A 16,388-nucleotide genomic window follows, 5' to 3' on the forward strand; every position below is an offset into this window, starting at 1 on the left:
CGCTTCCCGTTCCCACCCCGGCTTCTCTTCACCCTTCAAGGGAGGATGCAAGGCATGCAGTTTCAGTTTCCTATCGTCATCATCGATGAAGACTTCCGCACCGAGAACACCAGCGGCTCGGTGATCCGCGAACTGGCTCTGGCCATCGAGAAACAGGGCATGCCGGTCGTCGGCTACACGAGCTATGGCGATCTGGCCTCCTTCGCCCAGCAACAAAGCCGCGCATCGGGCTTCATCCTGTCCATCGACGACGAAGAGTTCAGCTCGGAGGATCTGGCCGATGAAGTGCTCGGCAACCTTTACAGCTTCGTGGCCGAAATCCGCCGCCGCAATCCCGATATCCCGGTCTATCTCTTTGGAGAAACCCGCACGGCGCGCCACGTGCCCAACGATATCCTGCGCGAGCTGCACGGCTTCATCCACATGCACGAGGACACGCCGGAGTTCGTGGCCCGGCACATCATCCGCGAAGCCCGCTCCTACCTTGAGACACTGGCGCCGCCGTTTTTCCGGGCGCTGGTCGATTACGCGAACGACGGCTCCTACTCCTGGCACTGCCCCGGCCACTCCGGCGGTGTCGCGTTCCTGAAAAGCCCCGTGGGCCGCATGTTTCACCAGTTCTTCGGCGAAAACATGCTGCGCGCCGACGTGTGCAACTCGGTCGACGAACTGGGACAACTGCTCGATCACACGGGGCCCGTTGCCGCCAGCGAGCACAATGCCGCGCGGATTTTCCACGCCGATCACCTGTTTTTCGTCACCAACGGCACGTCGACCTCCAACAAGATCGTCTGGCACTCCACGGTGGCGGCCGGCGACATCGTCATTGTCGATCGCAACTGCCATAAATCGAACCTGCACGCGATCATGATGACCGGCGCCATTCCGGTTTTCCTGATGCCGACACGCAACCATTACGGAATCATCGGCCCGATTCCGCGCTCCGAGTTATCCCCCGCGTCCATCCGCGAAAAAATCCTCGCCAACCCGTTCGCCCGGGAAGCGCTCGAAAAACATCCGGAACGCCGTCCGCGCATTCTGACGCTGACCCAGTCGACCTACGACGGCATTCTCTACAACGTGGAGCAGATCAAGGGACTGCTGGACGGAGAACTGGATACGCTGCACTTTGACGAAGCCTGGCTGCCGCATGCCGCGTTTCACGAGTTCTACCGCGATTTTCACGCGATCGGCGAAAACCGCCCACGCTGCAAGGAATCCCTGGTGTTCTCCACCCAGTCGACGCACAAGCTCCTGGCCGGGCTTTCGCAAGCGTCCCAAATCCTGGTCCAGGATCCGGAAAACCGCAAACTCGATCGCCACAGCTTCAATGAAGCGTATCTGATGCATACCTCGACGAGCCCGCAATACGCGATCATCGCCAGTTGCGATGTGGCCGCGGCGATGATGGAGCCGCCTGGCGGCACGGCACTGGTGGAGGAGTCGTTGCTCGAAGCGCTCGATTTCCGTCGCGCCATGCGCAAGGTCGACCAGGAGTACGGCAAGGACTGGTGGTTCCGGGTCTGGGGACCGGACGAGTTGTCCAGCGACGGCATCTGCGAACAGGACAGTTGGCGCTTGCGTGCCGGCGAGACCTGGCACGGATTCGCCGGCATCGAGGACAATTTCAATCTGCTCGATCCGATCAAGTGCACGCTGCTCACGCCTGGTTTGTCGGTGGACGGCACCTTCGCGGAACAGGGTATCCCGGCGGCGATCGTGACCAAGTACCTCGCCGAGCATGGCGTGGTCGTCGAAAAAACCGGGCTTTACTCGTTCTTTATCATGTTCACCATTGGCATTACCAAGGGACGCTGGAATACGCTGTTGACGTTGCTGCAGCAATTCAAGGACGATTATGACCGTAACGCGCCGATGTGGCGCATCATGCCGGAATTCGTCGCGCGTCAGCCCCGCTACGAACGGATGGGGCTGAGAGATCTGTGCCAGCGCATCCACGAGGTATACCGGGAGCACGATATCGCGCGGCTGACAACCCAGATGTACGTCTCCGACATGGTTCCGGCGATGCGGCCTTCCGACGCCTTCGCCATGATGGCTCATCGGGAAATCGAGCGGGTGCCGCTCGCACGTCTGGAAGGACGCGTCACGGCGGTGATGCTGACCCCGTATCCGCCGGGTATCCCGCTGCTGGTGCCCGGCGAACGGTTCAACAAAACCATCGTCGACTACCTGCGTTTTGTGGAAACGTTCAACCGGCTGTTGCCGGGTTTCGAAACCGATGTTCACGGTCTGATTCCCGAAACGGTGGATGGCCTGACGGTGTACGGCGTCGACTGCACCGTGGAAAAGCAATTGTAAGCAAACAATGACGTTAACAAGCATGCTGGGCGGCTTCATGCGCCGCCACTGGAAAAGCTATCTTGCCGCGGGACTGACGCTGGCGGGCATCGCCCTGCTCTCCGTGTCGGTACCGCGCAGGATAGGCCACATCATCGACAAACTGGCGACCCGCTCGCTCGCGCCGGGGGAACTGGCCACCGAACTTGGCATTCTGGTTGTCATGGGACTGGCCATCTACGGTTTGCGGGTCGCCTGGCGTCTGACGCTGTTTCCGGTGTCCTACCAACTGGGCGTCGAACTGCGCCACCGTCTTTATGAACGACTGTCGCGGCAAGGACCGCCGTTCTTCCAGCACCAGCGCACCGGCGACCTGATGGCGCTGGCCACCAACGACATCGATGCGGTGGAAATGACGGCCGGCGAAGCGGTACTCGCCGGTTTCGATGGCACGATGACGCTCGTCATGGTGCTGGCCATGATGATCCTCGGTGTCGACTGGCGCCTCGCCCTGATCGCGCTGATCCCGTTTCCGGTGATGGCCCTGGCGTTCTGGTGGATTTCCTCGCATGTGCACGATGCGTGGAAAACCTCCCTCGATAACTTCAGCCGTCTGAACGAACACACGCAGGAAACCCTGGGCGGCATCCGCACGCTGCGCTCCCTGGGACTCACCGGCCGGTCGGCCGGCACCTTTTCGGCGATCGCCGGCGACGCCGCCGACGCCAGCCTGAGGGCCCAGCGCTGGGAAGCCGCCTACGAACCCGCCGTCGGTCTGACCCTCGGCGCCGCCGTCACCCTGACACTGGCCGCCGGCGGAGCATTTGTCTGGCACGGCGAAATGACCATCGGTACCCTGACCGGCTTTACCATGTACCTTGGCCAATTGATCTGGCCGATGTTCGCCATGGGCTGGGTCACCACCTTGCTCGCGCGCGGCAAGGCCGCCTGGAGCCGCCTGGAACCGGTGCTGTCGGAACCGGACAGCATCGCCGACACCGGCACGATCCTCGAGCCGCCCGCCGGCGAGATCCGCGCCGATGCGCTGACCTTCATCTACCCCGGCCAGCACCTTCCCGCCCTGCAAGACTTCACGGTTCAATTGGGGAAGGGCGAAACGCTCGGCCTCGTCGGGCCAACCGGATCCGGCAAGACCACGTTCTTGCGCTTGCTGCTGCGCCAGTACGCAGCGACGGGCGGAGAACTCTCGTGGGGAGGCTATCCGGTATCGGACTACCGCCTTGAGGCATTGCGCCAAGGGCTAAGCTGGGTGCCGCAGGAGCCTTTCCTGTTTTCCGCGTCGATCGCCGAGAACATCGCGTTGTCGCGCCCGCTGGCGACGCGTCGGGAAATCGAGGAAGCGGCGCGGCTCGCCGCGATCCATGAGGACATACTGCGTTTCCCCAAGGGCTACGATACGCCCGTCGGAGAAAAGGGCATCACACTGTCGGGCGGACAACGCCAACGCGTGGCCATCGCCCGCGCCCTGCTGTCACCGGCCCCCCTTCTGCTGCTGGACGACGCGCTCTCGGCGGTGGACACCGAAACCGAAACACGCATTCTGGCGCATCTCAGGGAAGCCCGGCTGGGGCGCACTGTCATCATTGTCAGCCACAGGTTGAGCGCCGTGATGGACGCCGACCGCATTCTCGTGCTGCGTGGCGGCCACGTAACGGAAAGCGGTGATCACGCCGCCTTGCTCAACGCCGGCGGCTGGTATGCCGGCCAATGGCGTTACCAACAGCTGGAGGCCAGTCTGGATGCCCTCTGAACATCAGGCCAACGGGGCCGAACGGCTTGGCGCATTGCGACTGCTTGGCAAGGTGGCGGCGCCGGACCGCCGCCACATCGCGCGGGGGATGGCCTGGCTCCTTCTCGCCGCGGCGCTCGAAGCGCTCGGCCCGCTGCTGGGCAAGCATTTCATCGACCACTACCTGATCCCCCGGAATCAGGACCTCCTCTCTATGGGACTTCTGGTGGGGGGCGCGCTGCTCGCCGGCTGGACCGCGGGGATTCTGCGCTATCTGCAATTGGTCAGGCTCGCCGGCCTGGCGATGAGATCGGTCCGAAGGTTGCGCGAAGAGGTCTACCGGCATGTGCTGTCCCTGCCCATGGCGTTTTTCGATCGGGCCATCACCGGACAACTGGTCAGCCGGGTGACCAACGACACCGAGGCCGTCAAGACACTCTACGTGCAAGTGCTGTTCGTCATGCTGGACAACCTGATTCTGTTGACCGGCGCGATGGTGGCGATGGCGTGGCTCGACTGGCGCCTGATGCTCATCGTCTTGCTCCTCGTTCCCGCCGTCGTGATTATCGTCTGGCTCTACCAGCGCCTGAGCGCGCCCGCCGTCGCCCGTTCCCGCGCCTTGCGCAGCGACATCAACGCCCAGATGGCCGAAAGCATCGCCGGCATGCCGGTGCTGCAGGCGGACAATGCGCAGAAGCGCTTCGGCGAACGCTTGCTCGGGACCAGCTGGCTGCATTACGAGGCGCGCATGGGGGAGCTGCGCGCCAATGCCTGGCTCCTGCGCCCCGTGCTCGATCTATTGAATGTCTTGCTGCTGGTCACCGTGCTGTACAGTTTCGGCGGGCGCCCTCCCGGCGGCCTCGAAGTCGGCGTGCTCTACGCGTTTGTCAGCTACATCGCCAGGGTGGTGGAACCGCTGATCCAGATTACCCTGCAATTTAGCCAATTGCAGCAATCGCTGGTCGCGGCGGCCCGGGTGAATGTGCTGCTGGCCGAAGAACCGGCGCCCGGAACCGGTGGACAGGCGCGGATCACCGCCGGCGCGATCGATATCCGCGACCTGAGTTTCGGTTACGACCCGGCCAATCGGGTGCTCCACGACCTGAGCCTGTCGATTCCGGCCGGCAGTTTCATCGGTATCGTCGGCCACACCGGCAGCGGCAAGTCCACGCTGCTGTCTTTGCTGCTGCGCTTTTACCGACCGCAATGCGGTGAAATCCGCCTGGATGGCGAAGCGCTGGAACAGTTCGACGACGAAGTGTTCCAGCGCCACGTCGGCCTGGTGCCGCAGGAGCCATTCCTGCTCGCCGGGTCGGTGAAGGACAATATCGACATGGGCAGGGGCCTCTCTCCGGCGCAGATCGAGGCCGCCGCGCGGGCGGCCCGCGCCCACGAATTCATCCTGGATCTGGAGCACGGCTACGACACACCGCTCGGCGAAGGTGGAGCCCGTCTCGCGACCGGACAGAAACAGCTTCTGGCCATCGCCCGCGCCCTCGCGGGCTCGCCCAGCGTGCTGTTCCTCGACGAAGCCACCTCGCACATCGACAGCGAGACAGAGCGCATCGTCCAGGAGGCTCTGGACGCGCTCAAGGGCCGTGTCACCGTGGTCGCCATCGCCCATCGCCTCTCCACCATCCGCGACGCGGACCGGATTATCGTACTCAATCACGGCCGCCTGGCCGAGTCGGGTACGCATGAAGCCCTGATGGCGAAAGAGGGCGGGCTCTACCAACGGCTCTATCTGCTTCAGCAAATGGGCGACACGGACGCTTGAGCCGGCGCTCAGGCCAAGGCCTGCTCCAGGTCGCCGATCAGGTCGGCGACGTCTTCGATGCCGACCGACAAGCGTAACAGTCCTTCACGAATCCCGAGACGATGCTTGTCGGAGGCGGTCATCGACCCGTGCGACATGGTCGCCGAGTGGTTGATCAGCGACTCGACACCGCCCAGCGATTCGGCAAGACCAAAGAAACGCAAGCGCTCGGCGACACGGGAGGCCGCCGCGCGGCTGTCATCGGCCAGGTAAATCGAAATGATGCCGCCGAACCGCGCCATCTGGCGCCGCGCCAGAGCGTGATCCGGATGCGAGGCCAGCCCGGGGTACATCACCCGTTCCACGGCCGGATGACTGTCCAGCCACACCGCGATTTTTTCGGCATTGTCGCAGTGCCGCTCCATGCGCAACGCCAGCGTCTTGATACCGCGCATCACCAAAAAACAGTCCTGCGGGCCGGGCACCGCGCCGGCGGAATTCTGGATGAAGCGGATCCGGCGCGCGAGCGCGTCGTCGCGCACCACGGCAAGACCGAGCAACACGTCGGAATGACCACCGAGGTATTTGGTGGCCGAGTGCACCACGATATCGGCGCCCAGTTCGAGCGGCCGCTGCAGATACGGGGTCGCGAAGGTGTTGTCGATGGCGACGGGCACCCCGGCCTCACGGGCTATCCGCGACAGCGCCGAGATGTCGACCAGCTTGAGCAGGGGATTGCTCGGGCTTTCCAGCCAGACCAGCTTCACCGTGTCGGAGAGCGCGGCGGCAAGGTTCCCCGGATCGCCAAGATCGAGAAACGTCACCTTGATGCCCGCGGGTTCCAGCACCCGGGTCAGAAGCCGCCATGCCCCGCCATACAGGTCGGCGACCGCGATCACCTCGTCGCCCGGCGACAGCGTGGCGCGCAGCACGGCATCGATGGCCGCCATCCCGCTGGCAAAGGCGAAACCGTGCCTCCCCTCCTCCAGCGAGGCAATACACGCCTCGAGGCTCTCCCGGGTCGGCGTGCCGCTTCGGGCATAGGCGAACGGCAGCGCTTCCCCAATACGGTCATGGACGAACACCGAACTCTGATAAATCGGCGGCATCACGGCACGGTTGTGCTCATGGTGGTCATAACCGGCGTGAATGGCGCGCGTGGCGAACTGCAATTTGTTGTTATCGGACATGGAGCGGTCTCCCCCTGTGTGATGGAAACGAGAGCCTCGTACGGTGTACATCATACCCCCCTTACCACAAGAAAATGTCATTGCCATTTTTCATATAGAGATAACGGTTGGAACGATTAAACCGTTGGATATCGCTTCACTTCGCTTGATATCTGGCAAATAAAACGGACGCTTGACTTTACAGAGGCCGCCTTTCGGGATAAGGTGCCTCGTTTTGTAACGCTTTGTAATTCTTCAATGCTTGATCGCGCCTTTGATTTCCTGTTCCACCAAGCCTCCCTCTTCCCCCGCCAGGACTGCCTTTCGGCGCGGCGCGGAAAAGAGTGGACGCGGCTGTCGACCACTGACACCGTGGAACGAGTCAACCGCATCAGCCTCGGGCTGATGGGCATCGGCATAGAAAAAGGCGACAAGGTCGCCATTGCGGCGGACAATTGCCTGGAATGGACCTTGGTCGACCTCGCTCTGCAGCAGATCGGAGCGGTCAGCGTACCGCTGTACCCGACCTGCACGCTGGACGACGCACGCTACATCCTCGCCCATGCCGAAGTCAAACTGGCCTTCGCCGGCTCCGCCTCCCTCGCCCGCAAGCTGACGGACGCGCTGTGTGGCTCCGAATGCCCGATTTACGGTTTTGTCCAGATCGACGGTATCGCCGGTCTTGACGAACTTGAAGCGCAGGCCGATCAGGCCCGCGTCGACGAACTGGATACCATACGCGCCGGCATCACCGCCGACGATGTTTTCACCATCATTTACACCTCGGGCACGACCGGCCGCTCCAAGGGCGTGGTACTCAACCACCGCAACGTCACGAGCACGGTCAGGTCCGTGGCCGCCCACACCGGACTGCCCCAGGGCAGCTGCCGTGCGCTGAGCTTCCTGCCGCTGTCGCACATTTTCGAGCGGGCGGGTGTGCTGTACTACATGTACACCGGCACCGCCGTGTATTTCGCCACGGTCGAAACGCTGTCCACGGCGCTCGCCGAAGTGCGGCCCCATACCTTCAGCGCCGTGCCGCGCGTGCTGGAGAAGGTGTACGAGAAACTCGTCGGCAAGGCCAGAACGCTCAAGGGGGTGCAACGGCGCATTTACCTGTGGGCCTTGCGCATCGCCGAAAATTACGAACCGTCGCGCAGCCTGTCGCCGCTTGGCGCACTGCAATTCGCCCTCGCCAGAAAACTCGTGTTCAGCAAGTGGCATGCCGCCATGGGCGGCGAGCTGCGCTGGATCAACGTCGGCTCCGCCGCCCTGCAGCCGCGCTTGGCGCGCATGTTCTGGGCGGCCGGCGTGGTGGTCAGCGAAGGCTACGGCATGACCGAAGCGGCGCCGGTGATTTCCGCCAACCCGTTCAGCGCCCGCGACGTGCGCATCGGCACGGTGGGCATCGCCATGCCCGGCGTGGAAGTGAGGCTCGCCGACGATGGCGAGATCCTGGTGCGCGGCCCCAACGTGATGGTCGGCTACTACAAGGAGCCGGAGCTGACCGCCGAAGCCCTCGCCGGCGGCTGGCTGCACACCGGCGACATCGGTGTCGTGGAGGATGGCTACATCCGCATCACGGACCGCAAGAAGGAAATGTTCAAGACATCGAACGGCAAGTACATCGCGCCGCAGATCATCGAGAACAAACTGAAGGAATCGGCCTTCATCGACCAGATCATGGTGGTGGGCGACGGGCAGAAGTACGCCAGCGCGCTGATCGTCCCTCTCTTCGAAAAACTGCGCGAATGGTGTTCCGATCATGGCATCGCTTACACGAGCGATTCCGAAATGGCGCGCCATCCCCGCATCGTCGAGCTGATCGATCGCGAGATCAAGCGCTTCAACCGCCAGTTCGGCAGTTGGGAACACATCAAGAAGTTCTCCCTGGTGGAAACCCCGTGGTGTGTCGACCGCGGCGAACTGGCCCCGACGTTGAAGCTTCGCCGCAAGGTCATCGCGGAGCGTTGCCGGCACCTGATCGAAAGCATGTACGCCCACCCGGAGCCGGCCTGACCGCGCCCGCCGCTAGCGGCGAAAGGCCAGCGACAATCTGGCCTCGACCCGCTTCTGAACCCTCTCGAACGCGAAACTGAGCGCCCAGTAGATCCCGGCCGCCGCCAGATACAAAGGCAGCGGCTGGAATGTCTGGGCGATCGCGTCCTTGGTCGCCAGCATCAGTTCCGTCACGGTAATGACCGAGACCAACGAGGTATCCTTGATCAGGCTGATCAGACTGTTGGACAGGCTTGGCACGGCCAGGCGCAGCGCCTGCGGCGCGATGATGTGCCGCATGGTCTGCCACCAGGAAAACCCGAGCGACAAACCCGCGTCCCATTGTCCGCGCGGCACGCCATCCAGCGCTCCGCGCATGCTTTCGGACAGGTAGGCGGCCACATTGAGCGTCAGGGCGAGAATCCCGGCCGGCACCGGCTCAAGCTCGATTCCCGCGCCCGGCAAACCGTAATAGATCACAAAAATCTGCACCAGCAGCGGCGTGCCGCGGATCGCGCTGACGTAAACCGCGGCTATCCGGGCGAGGATGGGCAACGCCGCCACCCGCACCAGCGCCACCAGGAAGCCGAGCATCAGGCCGAGCACCATCGCCGCGACCGCGAACATCAGGGTATAGCCGGCTCCCTTGAGCATCAGGGGCATCGCGGCCCCTATCACATTCCACATTTCCATCGGGACTCAGGGCTTTTTCGCACCGGGCGCGCGCGAGACGTCGATGCCGAACCACTTGACCGAGATCTTGCGGAAGCTGCCGTCGTTCTTCATATCGGTCAACGCCTTATCGATGGCCGCCTTGAAGCCGGGGTTGTTCTTGACGAACGGGAAACCCATGCTGGCGACATCGCCCACCGCCCCGGCCGCCTTGACCGGCAGGTGCGATTCGCGAATGGCGAATGGAATCAGCAGGCTGTCGTTGAGCGCCGCGTCGATGCGGCCGGTCGCCAGATCCTGCAGGTACTCCGGCGCGCCCGGATAGGTTTTCACCTCGACACCCGGCACCGCCTTGGCCATATCGGCATAGTTGCTGCCCTGCCCCACACCAACCTTGCGGCCTTTCAGATCGGCCAGCGACGCGAAGCGTCGGGTCTCGTTCTTGCGCACGATCAGTTGCGCGCTGGAGAAGGTATAAGGCTGGCTGAAATCGAAGGTCTGCTTGCGTGCGTCGGTGATGCCCACCTGGTTGGCCACGATGTCGTACTTGCCGGCCTGCAGGCCGGCGAGCATACCGCTCCATTCCGTGGTGGTGAACTCCGGCTTGACCTTCAGACGGCGTGCGACCTCGCGCACGACATCGACATCGAAGCCGGTCAGTTCCTGCTTGGCATCCTTGAAATTGAACGGAGGATAGGTACCCTCAAGCGCCACGCGCAACGTGCCGCGCTGGCGAACGGTATCGAGAAGGTCGGCACCAAAGGCTTGGAGCGACAGGGCGGCGAGCAGTACGGCCGGGAACCACTTTTTCATATTAATATTCCTTTTAGGCATAAAAAAGCCATAAAATAATCAAATACGAACTATATCAAGAAGCGTTCCGCTTTAACAAGAAAGAATGAAAAACCAATGGTTTTATAAGAATAATTTATGACTTACAAATATCAAGTACATACCCCGCGTGGAAATGACAACGGCCCCGCAAGTAGTGACTTGCGGGGCCGCACGGGGGAGTTGCTCTGGCTTCGGTCAGACGGATCGGCGCTTGCGTCGCTTGAGCAGCAGCGCGGAAAGGCCCAGCCCCATCAGCGCCCAGGTTTCCGGCTCGGGAATCGGGGGCTTGGGCAACAGGCTACCCACAGAACCGCCAGAATTGGGGACCGTCGGCGCAATGCCGGAGAACCGGGTTCCGGACGGCACGACGTCTCGCGTCGCGAAGCCACCGGCGAACGACACGGTCGAGGTATCGCCAGGCAAGGCGTCCGGATAACGGAACGGCAGGAAATTGTCATCGCGGGCGACAGGTGGCGGAGCGGGAATGGCACGGGCCACATCTTCCGGGCCTCGCAGTGACGGAGCGCCAAGGCGAGGAACATACAGATCGCCACCAGGCGTCCAGTTGGCCAGACGCTGATGATCGGCGAACAGGGAACCCGCGCCTCCGGCATCGCCGATATCGGCCCCACCGCTGCTTTCCACGGGAGCGCTCTGTTTCTTCAGCATCTTCATCGTCGCGGCAACGCCGACGGCGGATGCTCCAAGGAACAGCATCAATACGGTTGCAATACGGACACGCTTCATCAAAAACCCCAAAAAGATGTCTCAATCACGGCGTCAGCCTGATCAATGACACTAACATTCTCACAAACATCAGATCAATATTCACTACGTATAATCACCAGTAGCGGAAGATACGTACACCTATTCTTGAGCGATAACGGCACTCACCTACCTGACCTTTGTGCCAGATAGATCCATTTATTCAGTTCTCTTTTCAGAGCTGATACATATACTTCCAATTTTGCCATGAAACCGTGTAAATGTCGTGACAAAAATGAGACATCATAAGCTTTTGGCAAAAATGCAACTCATACGCTCATGGAATACGTAGACGCCAGACCATAAAACCATGGTGGTCTGCCCCTGCCTGCGTACGGTATTTCTTGACGAGGCCTGCAAGAGCACGCCGGACACATCGCCGCAGGGAAATGGAGCGGGCGTGTAGCCTCACGGCATTCACCGCCAGAACACCTCCGATCTTACCGCCCCCCGCTCCACCTCTTGCCGTGACAGCAGGGCATCGCGCATCTGGTTGCGCGATGCCATCGGCAATTGATCACCGTAGTACGGAGACTGAGGATTGCTGCTGTTGCCATATGTATTGATCACCTTGGCGGTCACGGGGTTGCCGAACTCGACAAGCACAGTGAAGGTATCGCCAAAAATGGCGCGCAGACGGCCGTCCTGGTCATCCAGGTAGCCAAAGGTACGAAAACCGCCCAGGCTCTCGCTCGCGCCATTGGCCGGTTCGTCCACATAGCGCGCCGAGCCCGGCTTGCCGCGTCGGAAACGGTAGACATCGCCATACGCCACATCCAGCGGCAAACCCGCCTGCCGGAACAGTCCCACCGCCTCCCCCAGCTTGGTCAGCGCATGCTCCGGATCGCGCAGACCTGCCGGTGTGCCGTAGGGTTTCGCCGGGTCGGGCTCCTCCAGGAAGCGCAGCCCCTCCTCGCCGCCGCTGACGGCAAGCCAGGCGGCGAACAGCGCGGCGCCGCGACTTTGCGCATCGCTGCGACGATCCCACACGCGCAGCGCCTGCGCCGCGGCGACCAGATCGGCGTTACCGGACGCGCCGGCAAAAGCGATCAATGGATCCAGCACCCGGTCGGCCATCAGTGAACGCGTGTCGTGCTTGGCGCGCATGAGCGTATCCAGCGTGAAGCGCGGCGTCTGTTCGATAAGCTCGATGCCGCGCTGCTCGCGCAGCAACGGGATGGTCAACGGCGAAAGGTAGGCCGGAAAGCGCCCGTGATCGAGCGCGGGCTTGCTCATATACCACGGCACACTGTTCGAGTTCTGCACCCAGCCGCCGACGGGATTGACGGCTTGCGGCAGTTCGTCAAGGCGCAGGGCATCGCGCCAGATCAAATCGCCGCGGCCGCCGTCCACCGGCTCCGCCCAGAACGCGGCATCCCCGCCCGAACGGCGCGGTGTCAGCCCACCGAACACCGCCCAGATGTTTCTTGCCGCATCCGCGTAGATGATATTGTGATACGGGTTGTGCAGGCGGCCGACCGTACGGCGGAATTGGGCGAAGTCCTTCGACTGCGCCATGTCCCACCACTGCTCCAGTACCCCTGGCGTCTGCAACTGATCGACACCGACGATACGCATCGCGTAACGCTTGCCATCCTTGTCGAAAACCGGGCCGTGCACCGCGCGGCGCAATGTCAGCGGCTGTTCCCGAAAGGAGCCATCTGGCTGCCTGACTCGCAGGATCTCCCGCCGGGTTTCGTAATCGCGCGGCACGCCATCGAGCAAGTAGCGATCAGCGGAGGTTTTGAGTTCGTATAAATCGCAGCCATCCTGACTATTGACGGTATGCACCCACCCCAACCGTTCATTGAACCCGATACGCATCACCGGCAGGCCGACGAGGGTCGCGCCATAGATCGAATATTCGGGGCTGGCGAAGTGCGCTTCGAACCAGGTGTGCGTCCCCCCCCACAGCAGATGCGGATTGGCCAGCAACATCGCGTTGCCGGATACGGTTTTTGCCGGGCCGAGCGCCCATCCGTTCGAGCCGCCGATCAGGTTCACCGGTGTCGAGACCGGATCGGGATAGACCAGCGAGCAGTTGGCCGCGCCGGTCGTCATCGAGCCGCTCAGATACCCGAAAAAAATGCGCAATGTGTGGGCCATCACATCTTCGGCGCTGACGGGCAGCACCGCGCGCGCGGCGGGACTGAGTGTTTCCCGTGCGGCCTGATCGTTGATCCCGGCCACAAATGCCTCGAGGTACTCGCGCATGCGCGGGCTTTGCCGTTGCCACCATAGACTGGCGCGGGAAGGAAATCCCATGGTGCGCACCAGCGTGTCGACTTCCACCATATCCGTGGGGAACGGCTCTCCGCCCTCGAACACCGGTCCATAATACTCGGCCCCTCGACCACGCCCCTGGGCATACAGGCGCAGCAGCAGTTCCGGATGCATGCGCATTTGCGCACGTCCGAAGGCATACGCCATGCTGTCCGCGCGCCACGCATAGATGTGGGGCACACCGTAGCTGTCCCACAGTGTCTGACTGCCGCGCGGTTTGCCGGCATGATCGTCGGGCTCGCAGGCGGACAGCGACAGCAACGTAATGACCACAGCCACTGCACGTGCAAAATGTTTCATTGCTCGCCTCCCTGAACGGAACCGGCCGCGCAGCCCGGCATGAGTCGGAGATTGATCCACCGGCGGGGTGGATTCGGAGCTATTCAGTATGCACGTGTCACACCTCAAAAAATAGCACCGTCATAGACAATTAACCCGATCCGGAGCGGATTTCCCTCCCTCCGCCTTGAGCCACTTGCGCAACCGTGACCTGGCGTTGGCATAGGGAGAGGCAGTGTTGAACTGGATCATCCTTCCCATCGTCCATTTACCATACCAGGGGCGTCCATAGAGCTCCTCGTTGCCACGAGCTTCGATCGCCGCCACGATAGCCGCTTTGGCCAAACGCAAGCGCTCAAGCCGTTGCGGATAGGAAAGGGAGGCATAATCGGTATAAAACTTCTGCGCCAGACGGCCCAACTCATTCCAGGCAAAACCCGTTTCCGGAAAGTCCACGGATTCTCCCGCGTCATCCCTGGCGATCCATTTGAGCACCAGTTCATTCCAGCCGATCAGATAAGCGACCAGATCACCGACGCTCATCCGTGTTCCCTTGGCATGCCCCTCGAGCGAGGCGTCACGGGCACGGGAATGCGGCAGAGCATCAAGATCGGCGATAAGTTTGCTGAAGTTGCCATTGATGGCGGCGAGCAATTCATCTTTGCTGGCGGGGATGGACATGGCGCCCTCCTGTCATGAACCACTTTCATGAAGCCAGAGATGGCATAAGCTGTCCAATCTTCGCGTCAAGACAGCCACGGCAGGCATCCCTTACCGACAAGAAGCAACAAAAAAGCCGCGCAAAGGCGCGGCTTTAGGGCAAGACCGGAGTATCGCTCAATACGGGCGATCCACAGCCTTCGCGGCAATCAGACGTTGAACAGGAAATGCATCACATCGCCGTCCTGGACCACGTACTCCTTGCCTTCCACGCGCATCTTGCCGGCTTCCTTGGCCTTGGCCTCACCGCCGAGCTTCACGAAATCCTCGTAGCTGATCACCTGGGCGCGGATGAAGCCACGCTCGAAGTCGGTGTGGATCACACCCGCCGCTTGCGGCGCGGTGGCGCCGACCGGCACCGTCCAGGCGCGCACTTCCTTCACGCCGGCGGTGAAATAGGTCTGCAGGCCCAAAAGCGCGTACCCCGAACGGATCAGGCGGTTCAGCCCCGGCTCTTCGAGCCCCATCTCCGCCAGGAAGTCCGCCTTGTCGGCGTCATCCAGATCGGCGATTTCCGACTCGATGGCCGCGCACAGCGCGACAACCGGCGCGCCTTCGCGCCCGGCGAGCTCATTGAGCCGATCCAGGTGCGGGTTGCCGGTGAAGCCGTCTTCGGCGACGTTGGCGACGTACATGGCCGGCTTGATGGTCAAAAGGCAGAACGGCTTGATCAGCGCCACCTCTTCCGGATCCAGGCCGAGGCTGCGGGCGGGCAAACCTTCGTTCAGGTGGGCGCGCAGTTTTTCCAGCACGCCGATCAGGCGGATCGCCTCCTTGTCGCCGGACTTGGCCTTCTTGCCGTCGCGGATGATGGCCTTCTCGACCGTGGCGAGGTCGGCGAGCGCAAGTTCGGTGCCGATGGTTTCGATATCGGCGATCGGATCGACCTTGCCGGCCACGTGCACGACGTTTTCATCGTCGAAACACCGCACCACATTGACGATGGCGTCGGTCTCGCGGATGTTGGCGAGGAACTGGTTGCCCAGGCCTTCGCCGCGCGACGCGCCGGCAACAAGACCGGCGATATCGACGAATTCGACGATGGCGGGCTGGATTTTCTGGGGATTGACGATGGCGGACAGCGCGGCCATGCGCTCATCGGGCACCTCGACGATCCCGACATTGGGCTCGATGGTGCAGAACGGGTAGTTGGCCGCTTCGATACCGGCCTTGGTCAGCGCATTGAACAGGGTCGATTTGCCGACATTGGGCAGACCGACGATACCGCACTTGAGACTCATGATTCCGATCCTCCAGAGATTGAGTCGTTGATGTTTATTTGGCCGCCGTATGCAGCGTTCTCATGGCCGAGGGCATGTCGCCAGCCAGCGCCTGCGGCAGTACGTCGAGCGCCTTGACCAGCGCCTCGTCGATCGCCTGCTGCTCCTCGGCGCGCGGCTTCTTCAGCACGAAATTGGCGACTTCGGCCTTGTCGCCCGGATGACCGATACCGACACGCAGTCGCCAGAACGCCGGGGAACCCAGCCTGGCGATAATGTCCTTCAGGCCGTTGTGCCCGCCATGCCCTCCGCCCTGCTTGAAGCGCGCGGCGCCGGGCGGCAAATCCAGCTCGTCGTGCACGACGAGGATTTCATCGGGCAAGATCTTGAAAAACCGCGCCAGCGCAACCACGGACTGACCGGACAGATTCATGAACGTCATCGGCTTGAGCAGCCACAGATCGCGGCCATCAGGCAGCGCAACCCGCGCCACTTCGCCGAAGTACTTGCCCTCGCTTCTCAGGGAAGCCTTGAAGTGCCAGGCAAGTTCGTCGATCAGCCAGAAACCGGCATTATGCCGTGTTCTGGCGTACTCTGGGCCGGGATTGCCCAGACCCACGACCAGGCGGATTTCGGACATG

General features: G+C 62.2%; 12 protein-coding genes. 4 read left to right on the plus strand and 8 right to left on the minus strand.

Annotated elements, in window-relative coordinates:
• Nucleotides 1-54: 54 nt before the first annotated feature.
• From JNO50_RS16975 to JNO50_RS16985, 3 genes are read left to right on the plus strand one after another with little or no spacing between them, the layout of a single operon-like run.
• Nucleotides 55-2,322 carry an arginine/lysine/ornithine decarboxylase gene (locus tag JNO50_RS16975; RefSeq protein WP_189531645.1) on the plus strand — a complete coding sequence of 756 codons (2,268 nt, stop codon included), beginning with the start codon at nucleotides 55-57 and terminating at the stop codon, nucleotides 2,320-2,322.
• A 7-nt stretch (nucleotides 2,323-2,329) separates the two neighbouring features.
• On the plus strand, nucleotides 2,330-4,072 hold the full coding sequence (locus JNO50_RS16980) for an ABC transporter transmembrane domain-containing protein (RefSeq protein WP_189531647.1): 1,743 nt from the start codon (nucleotides 2,330-2,332) through the stop codon (nucleotides 4,070-4,072).
• On the plus strand, nucleotides 4,062-5,828 hold the full coding sequence (locus JNO50_RS16985; protein ID WP_189531649.1) for an ABC transporter ATP-binding protein: 1,767 nt from the start codon (nucleotides 4,062-4,064) through the stop codon (nucleotides 5,826-5,828). The genes JNO50_RS16980 and JNO50_RS16985 overlap by 11 nt, the downstream gene beginning before the upstream one ends.
• Before the next feature lie 8 nt (nucleotides 5,829-5,836).
• Here JNO50_RS16985 and JNO50_RS16990 read toward each other — a convergent pair whose 3' ends face one another.
• Complete coding sequence (locus tag JNO50_RS16990; protein WP_189531761.1) at nucleotides 5,837-6,979, minus strand: trans-sulfuration enzyme family protein; 1,143 nt, start codon at nucleotides 6,977-6,979, stop codon at nucleotides 5,837-5,839.
• A 255-nt stretch (nucleotides 6,980-7,234) separates the two neighbouring features.
• Between JNO50_RS16990 and JNO50_RS16995 the strand changes: the two genes are divergently transcribed.
• Nucleotides 7,235-8,995 (plus strand): AMP-dependent synthetase/ligase, encoded by a 1,761-nt coding sequence (locus JNO50_RS16995; protein ID WP_189531651.1) that lies wholly within the window; start codon nucleotides 7,235-7,237, stop codon nucleotides 8,993-8,995.
• 12 nt (nucleotides 8,996-9,007) lie between these two features.
• On the opposite strand, the gene JNO50_RS17000 is transcribed toward JNO50_RS16995, so the two are convergent.
• The 7 genes from JNO50_RS17000 to pth form a co-directional block, all read right to left on the minus strand.
• On the minus strand, nucleotides 9,008-9,667 hold the full coding sequence (locus JNO50_RS17000) for an amino acid ABC transporter permease (protein ID WP_189531654.1): 660 nt from the start codon (nucleotides 9,665-9,667) through the stop codon (nucleotides 9,008-9,010).
• Nucleotides 9,668-9,673: 6 nt separating this feature from the next.
• Nucleotides 9,674-10,459 (minus strand): transporter substrate-binding domain-containing protein, encoded by a 786-nt coding sequence (locus tag JNO50_RS17005; RefSeq protein WP_189531655.1) that lies wholly within the window; start codon nucleotides 10,457-10,459, stop codon nucleotides 9,674-9,676.
• 216 nt (nucleotides 10,460-10,675) lie between these two features.
• Entirely contained in the window at nucleotides 10,676-11,227 is a 552-nt protein-coding gene (locus JNO50_RS17010) for a PEP-CTERM sorting domain-containing protein (RefSeq protein WP_189531657.1), read from the minus strand.
• A 435-nt stretch (nucleotides 11,228-11,662) separates the two neighbouring features.
• Entirely contained in the window at nucleotides 11,663-13,828 is a 2,166-nt protein-coding gene (locus tag JNO50_RS17015; RefSeq protein WP_189531659.1) for a penicillin acylase family protein, read from the minus strand.
• Nucleotides 13,829-13,948: 120 nt separating this feature from the next.
• The gene (locus tag JNO50_RS17020) at nucleotides 13,949-14,488 is read right to left on the minus strand and encodes a ClbS/DfsB family four-helix bundle protein (RefSeq protein WP_189531661.1); all 540 of its coding nucleotides are present in this window, start codon (nucleotides 14,486-14,488) and stop codon (nucleotides 13,949-13,951) included.
• 188 nt (nucleotides 14,489-14,676) lie between these two features.
• Nucleotides 14,677-15,768, minus strand: coding sequence for a redox-regulated ATPase YchF (ychF, locus tag JNO50_RS17025; protein WP_189531663.1), 1,092 nt, complete (start codon nucleotides 15,766-15,768; stop codon nucleotides 14,677-14,679).
• A 34-nt stretch (nucleotides 15,769-15,802) separates the two neighbouring features.
• On the minus strand, nucleotides 15,803-16,387 hold the full coding sequence (pth, locus tag JNO50_RS17030; protein ID WP_189531665.1) for an aminoacyl-tRNA hydrolase: 585 nt from the start codon (nucleotides 16,385-16,387) through the stop codon (nucleotides 15,803-15,805).
• Between the last annotated feature and the right edge of the window lies 1 nt (nucleotide 16,388).

The sequence above is a fragment of the Paludibacterium paludis genome (assembly GCF_018802605.1).
Classification (GTDB): Bacteria; Pseudomonadota; Gammaproteobacteria; order Burkholderiales; family Chromobacteriaceae; genus Paludibacterium; species Paludibacterium paludis.

Coding starts and splice junctions, on each gene's coding strand:
- JNO50_RS16975 (WP_189531645.1), top strand. CDS start 55: ATGCAGTTTCAGTTTCCTATCGTCATCATCGATGAAGACTTCCGCACC.
- JNO50_RS16980 (WP_189531647.1), top strand. CDS start 2,330: ATGACGTTAACAAGCATGCTGGGCGGCTTCATGCGCCGCCACTGGAAA.
- JNO50_RS16985 (WP_189531649.1), top strand. CDS start 4,062: ATGCCCTCTGAACATCAGGCCAACGGGGCCGAACGGCTTGGCGCATTG.
- JNO50_RS16995 (WP_189531651.1), top strand. CDS start 7,235: ATGCTTGATCGCGCCTTTGATTTCCTGTTCCACCAAGCCTCCCTCTTC.
- JNO50_RS17000 (WP_189531654.1), bottom strand. CDS start 9,667: ATGGAAATGTGGAATGTGATAGGGGCCGCGATGCCCCTGATGCTCAAG.
- JNO50_RS17005 (WP_189531655.1), bottom strand. CDS start 10,459: ATGAAAAAGTGGTTCCCGGCCGTACTGCTCGCCGCCCTGTCGCTCCAA.
- JNO50_RS17010 (WP_189531657.1), bottom strand. CDS start 11,227: ATGAAGCGTGTCCGTATTGCAACCGTATTGATGCTGTTCCTTGGAGCA.
- JNO50_RS17015 (WP_189531659.1), bottom strand. CDS start 13,828: ATGAAACATTTTGCACGTGCAGTGGCTGTGGTCATTACGTTGCTGTCG.
- JNO50_RS17020 (WP_189531661.1), bottom strand. CDS start 14,488: ATGTCCATCCCCGCCAGCAAAGATGAATTGCTCGCCGCCATCAATGGC.
- ychF (WP_189531663.1), bottom strand. CDS start 15,768: ATGAGTCTCAAGTGCGGTATCGTCGGTCTGCCCAATGTCGGCAAATCG.
- pth (WP_189531665.1), bottom strand. CDS start 16,387: ATGTCCGAAATCCGCCTGGTCGTGGGTCTGGGCAATCCCGGCCCAGAG.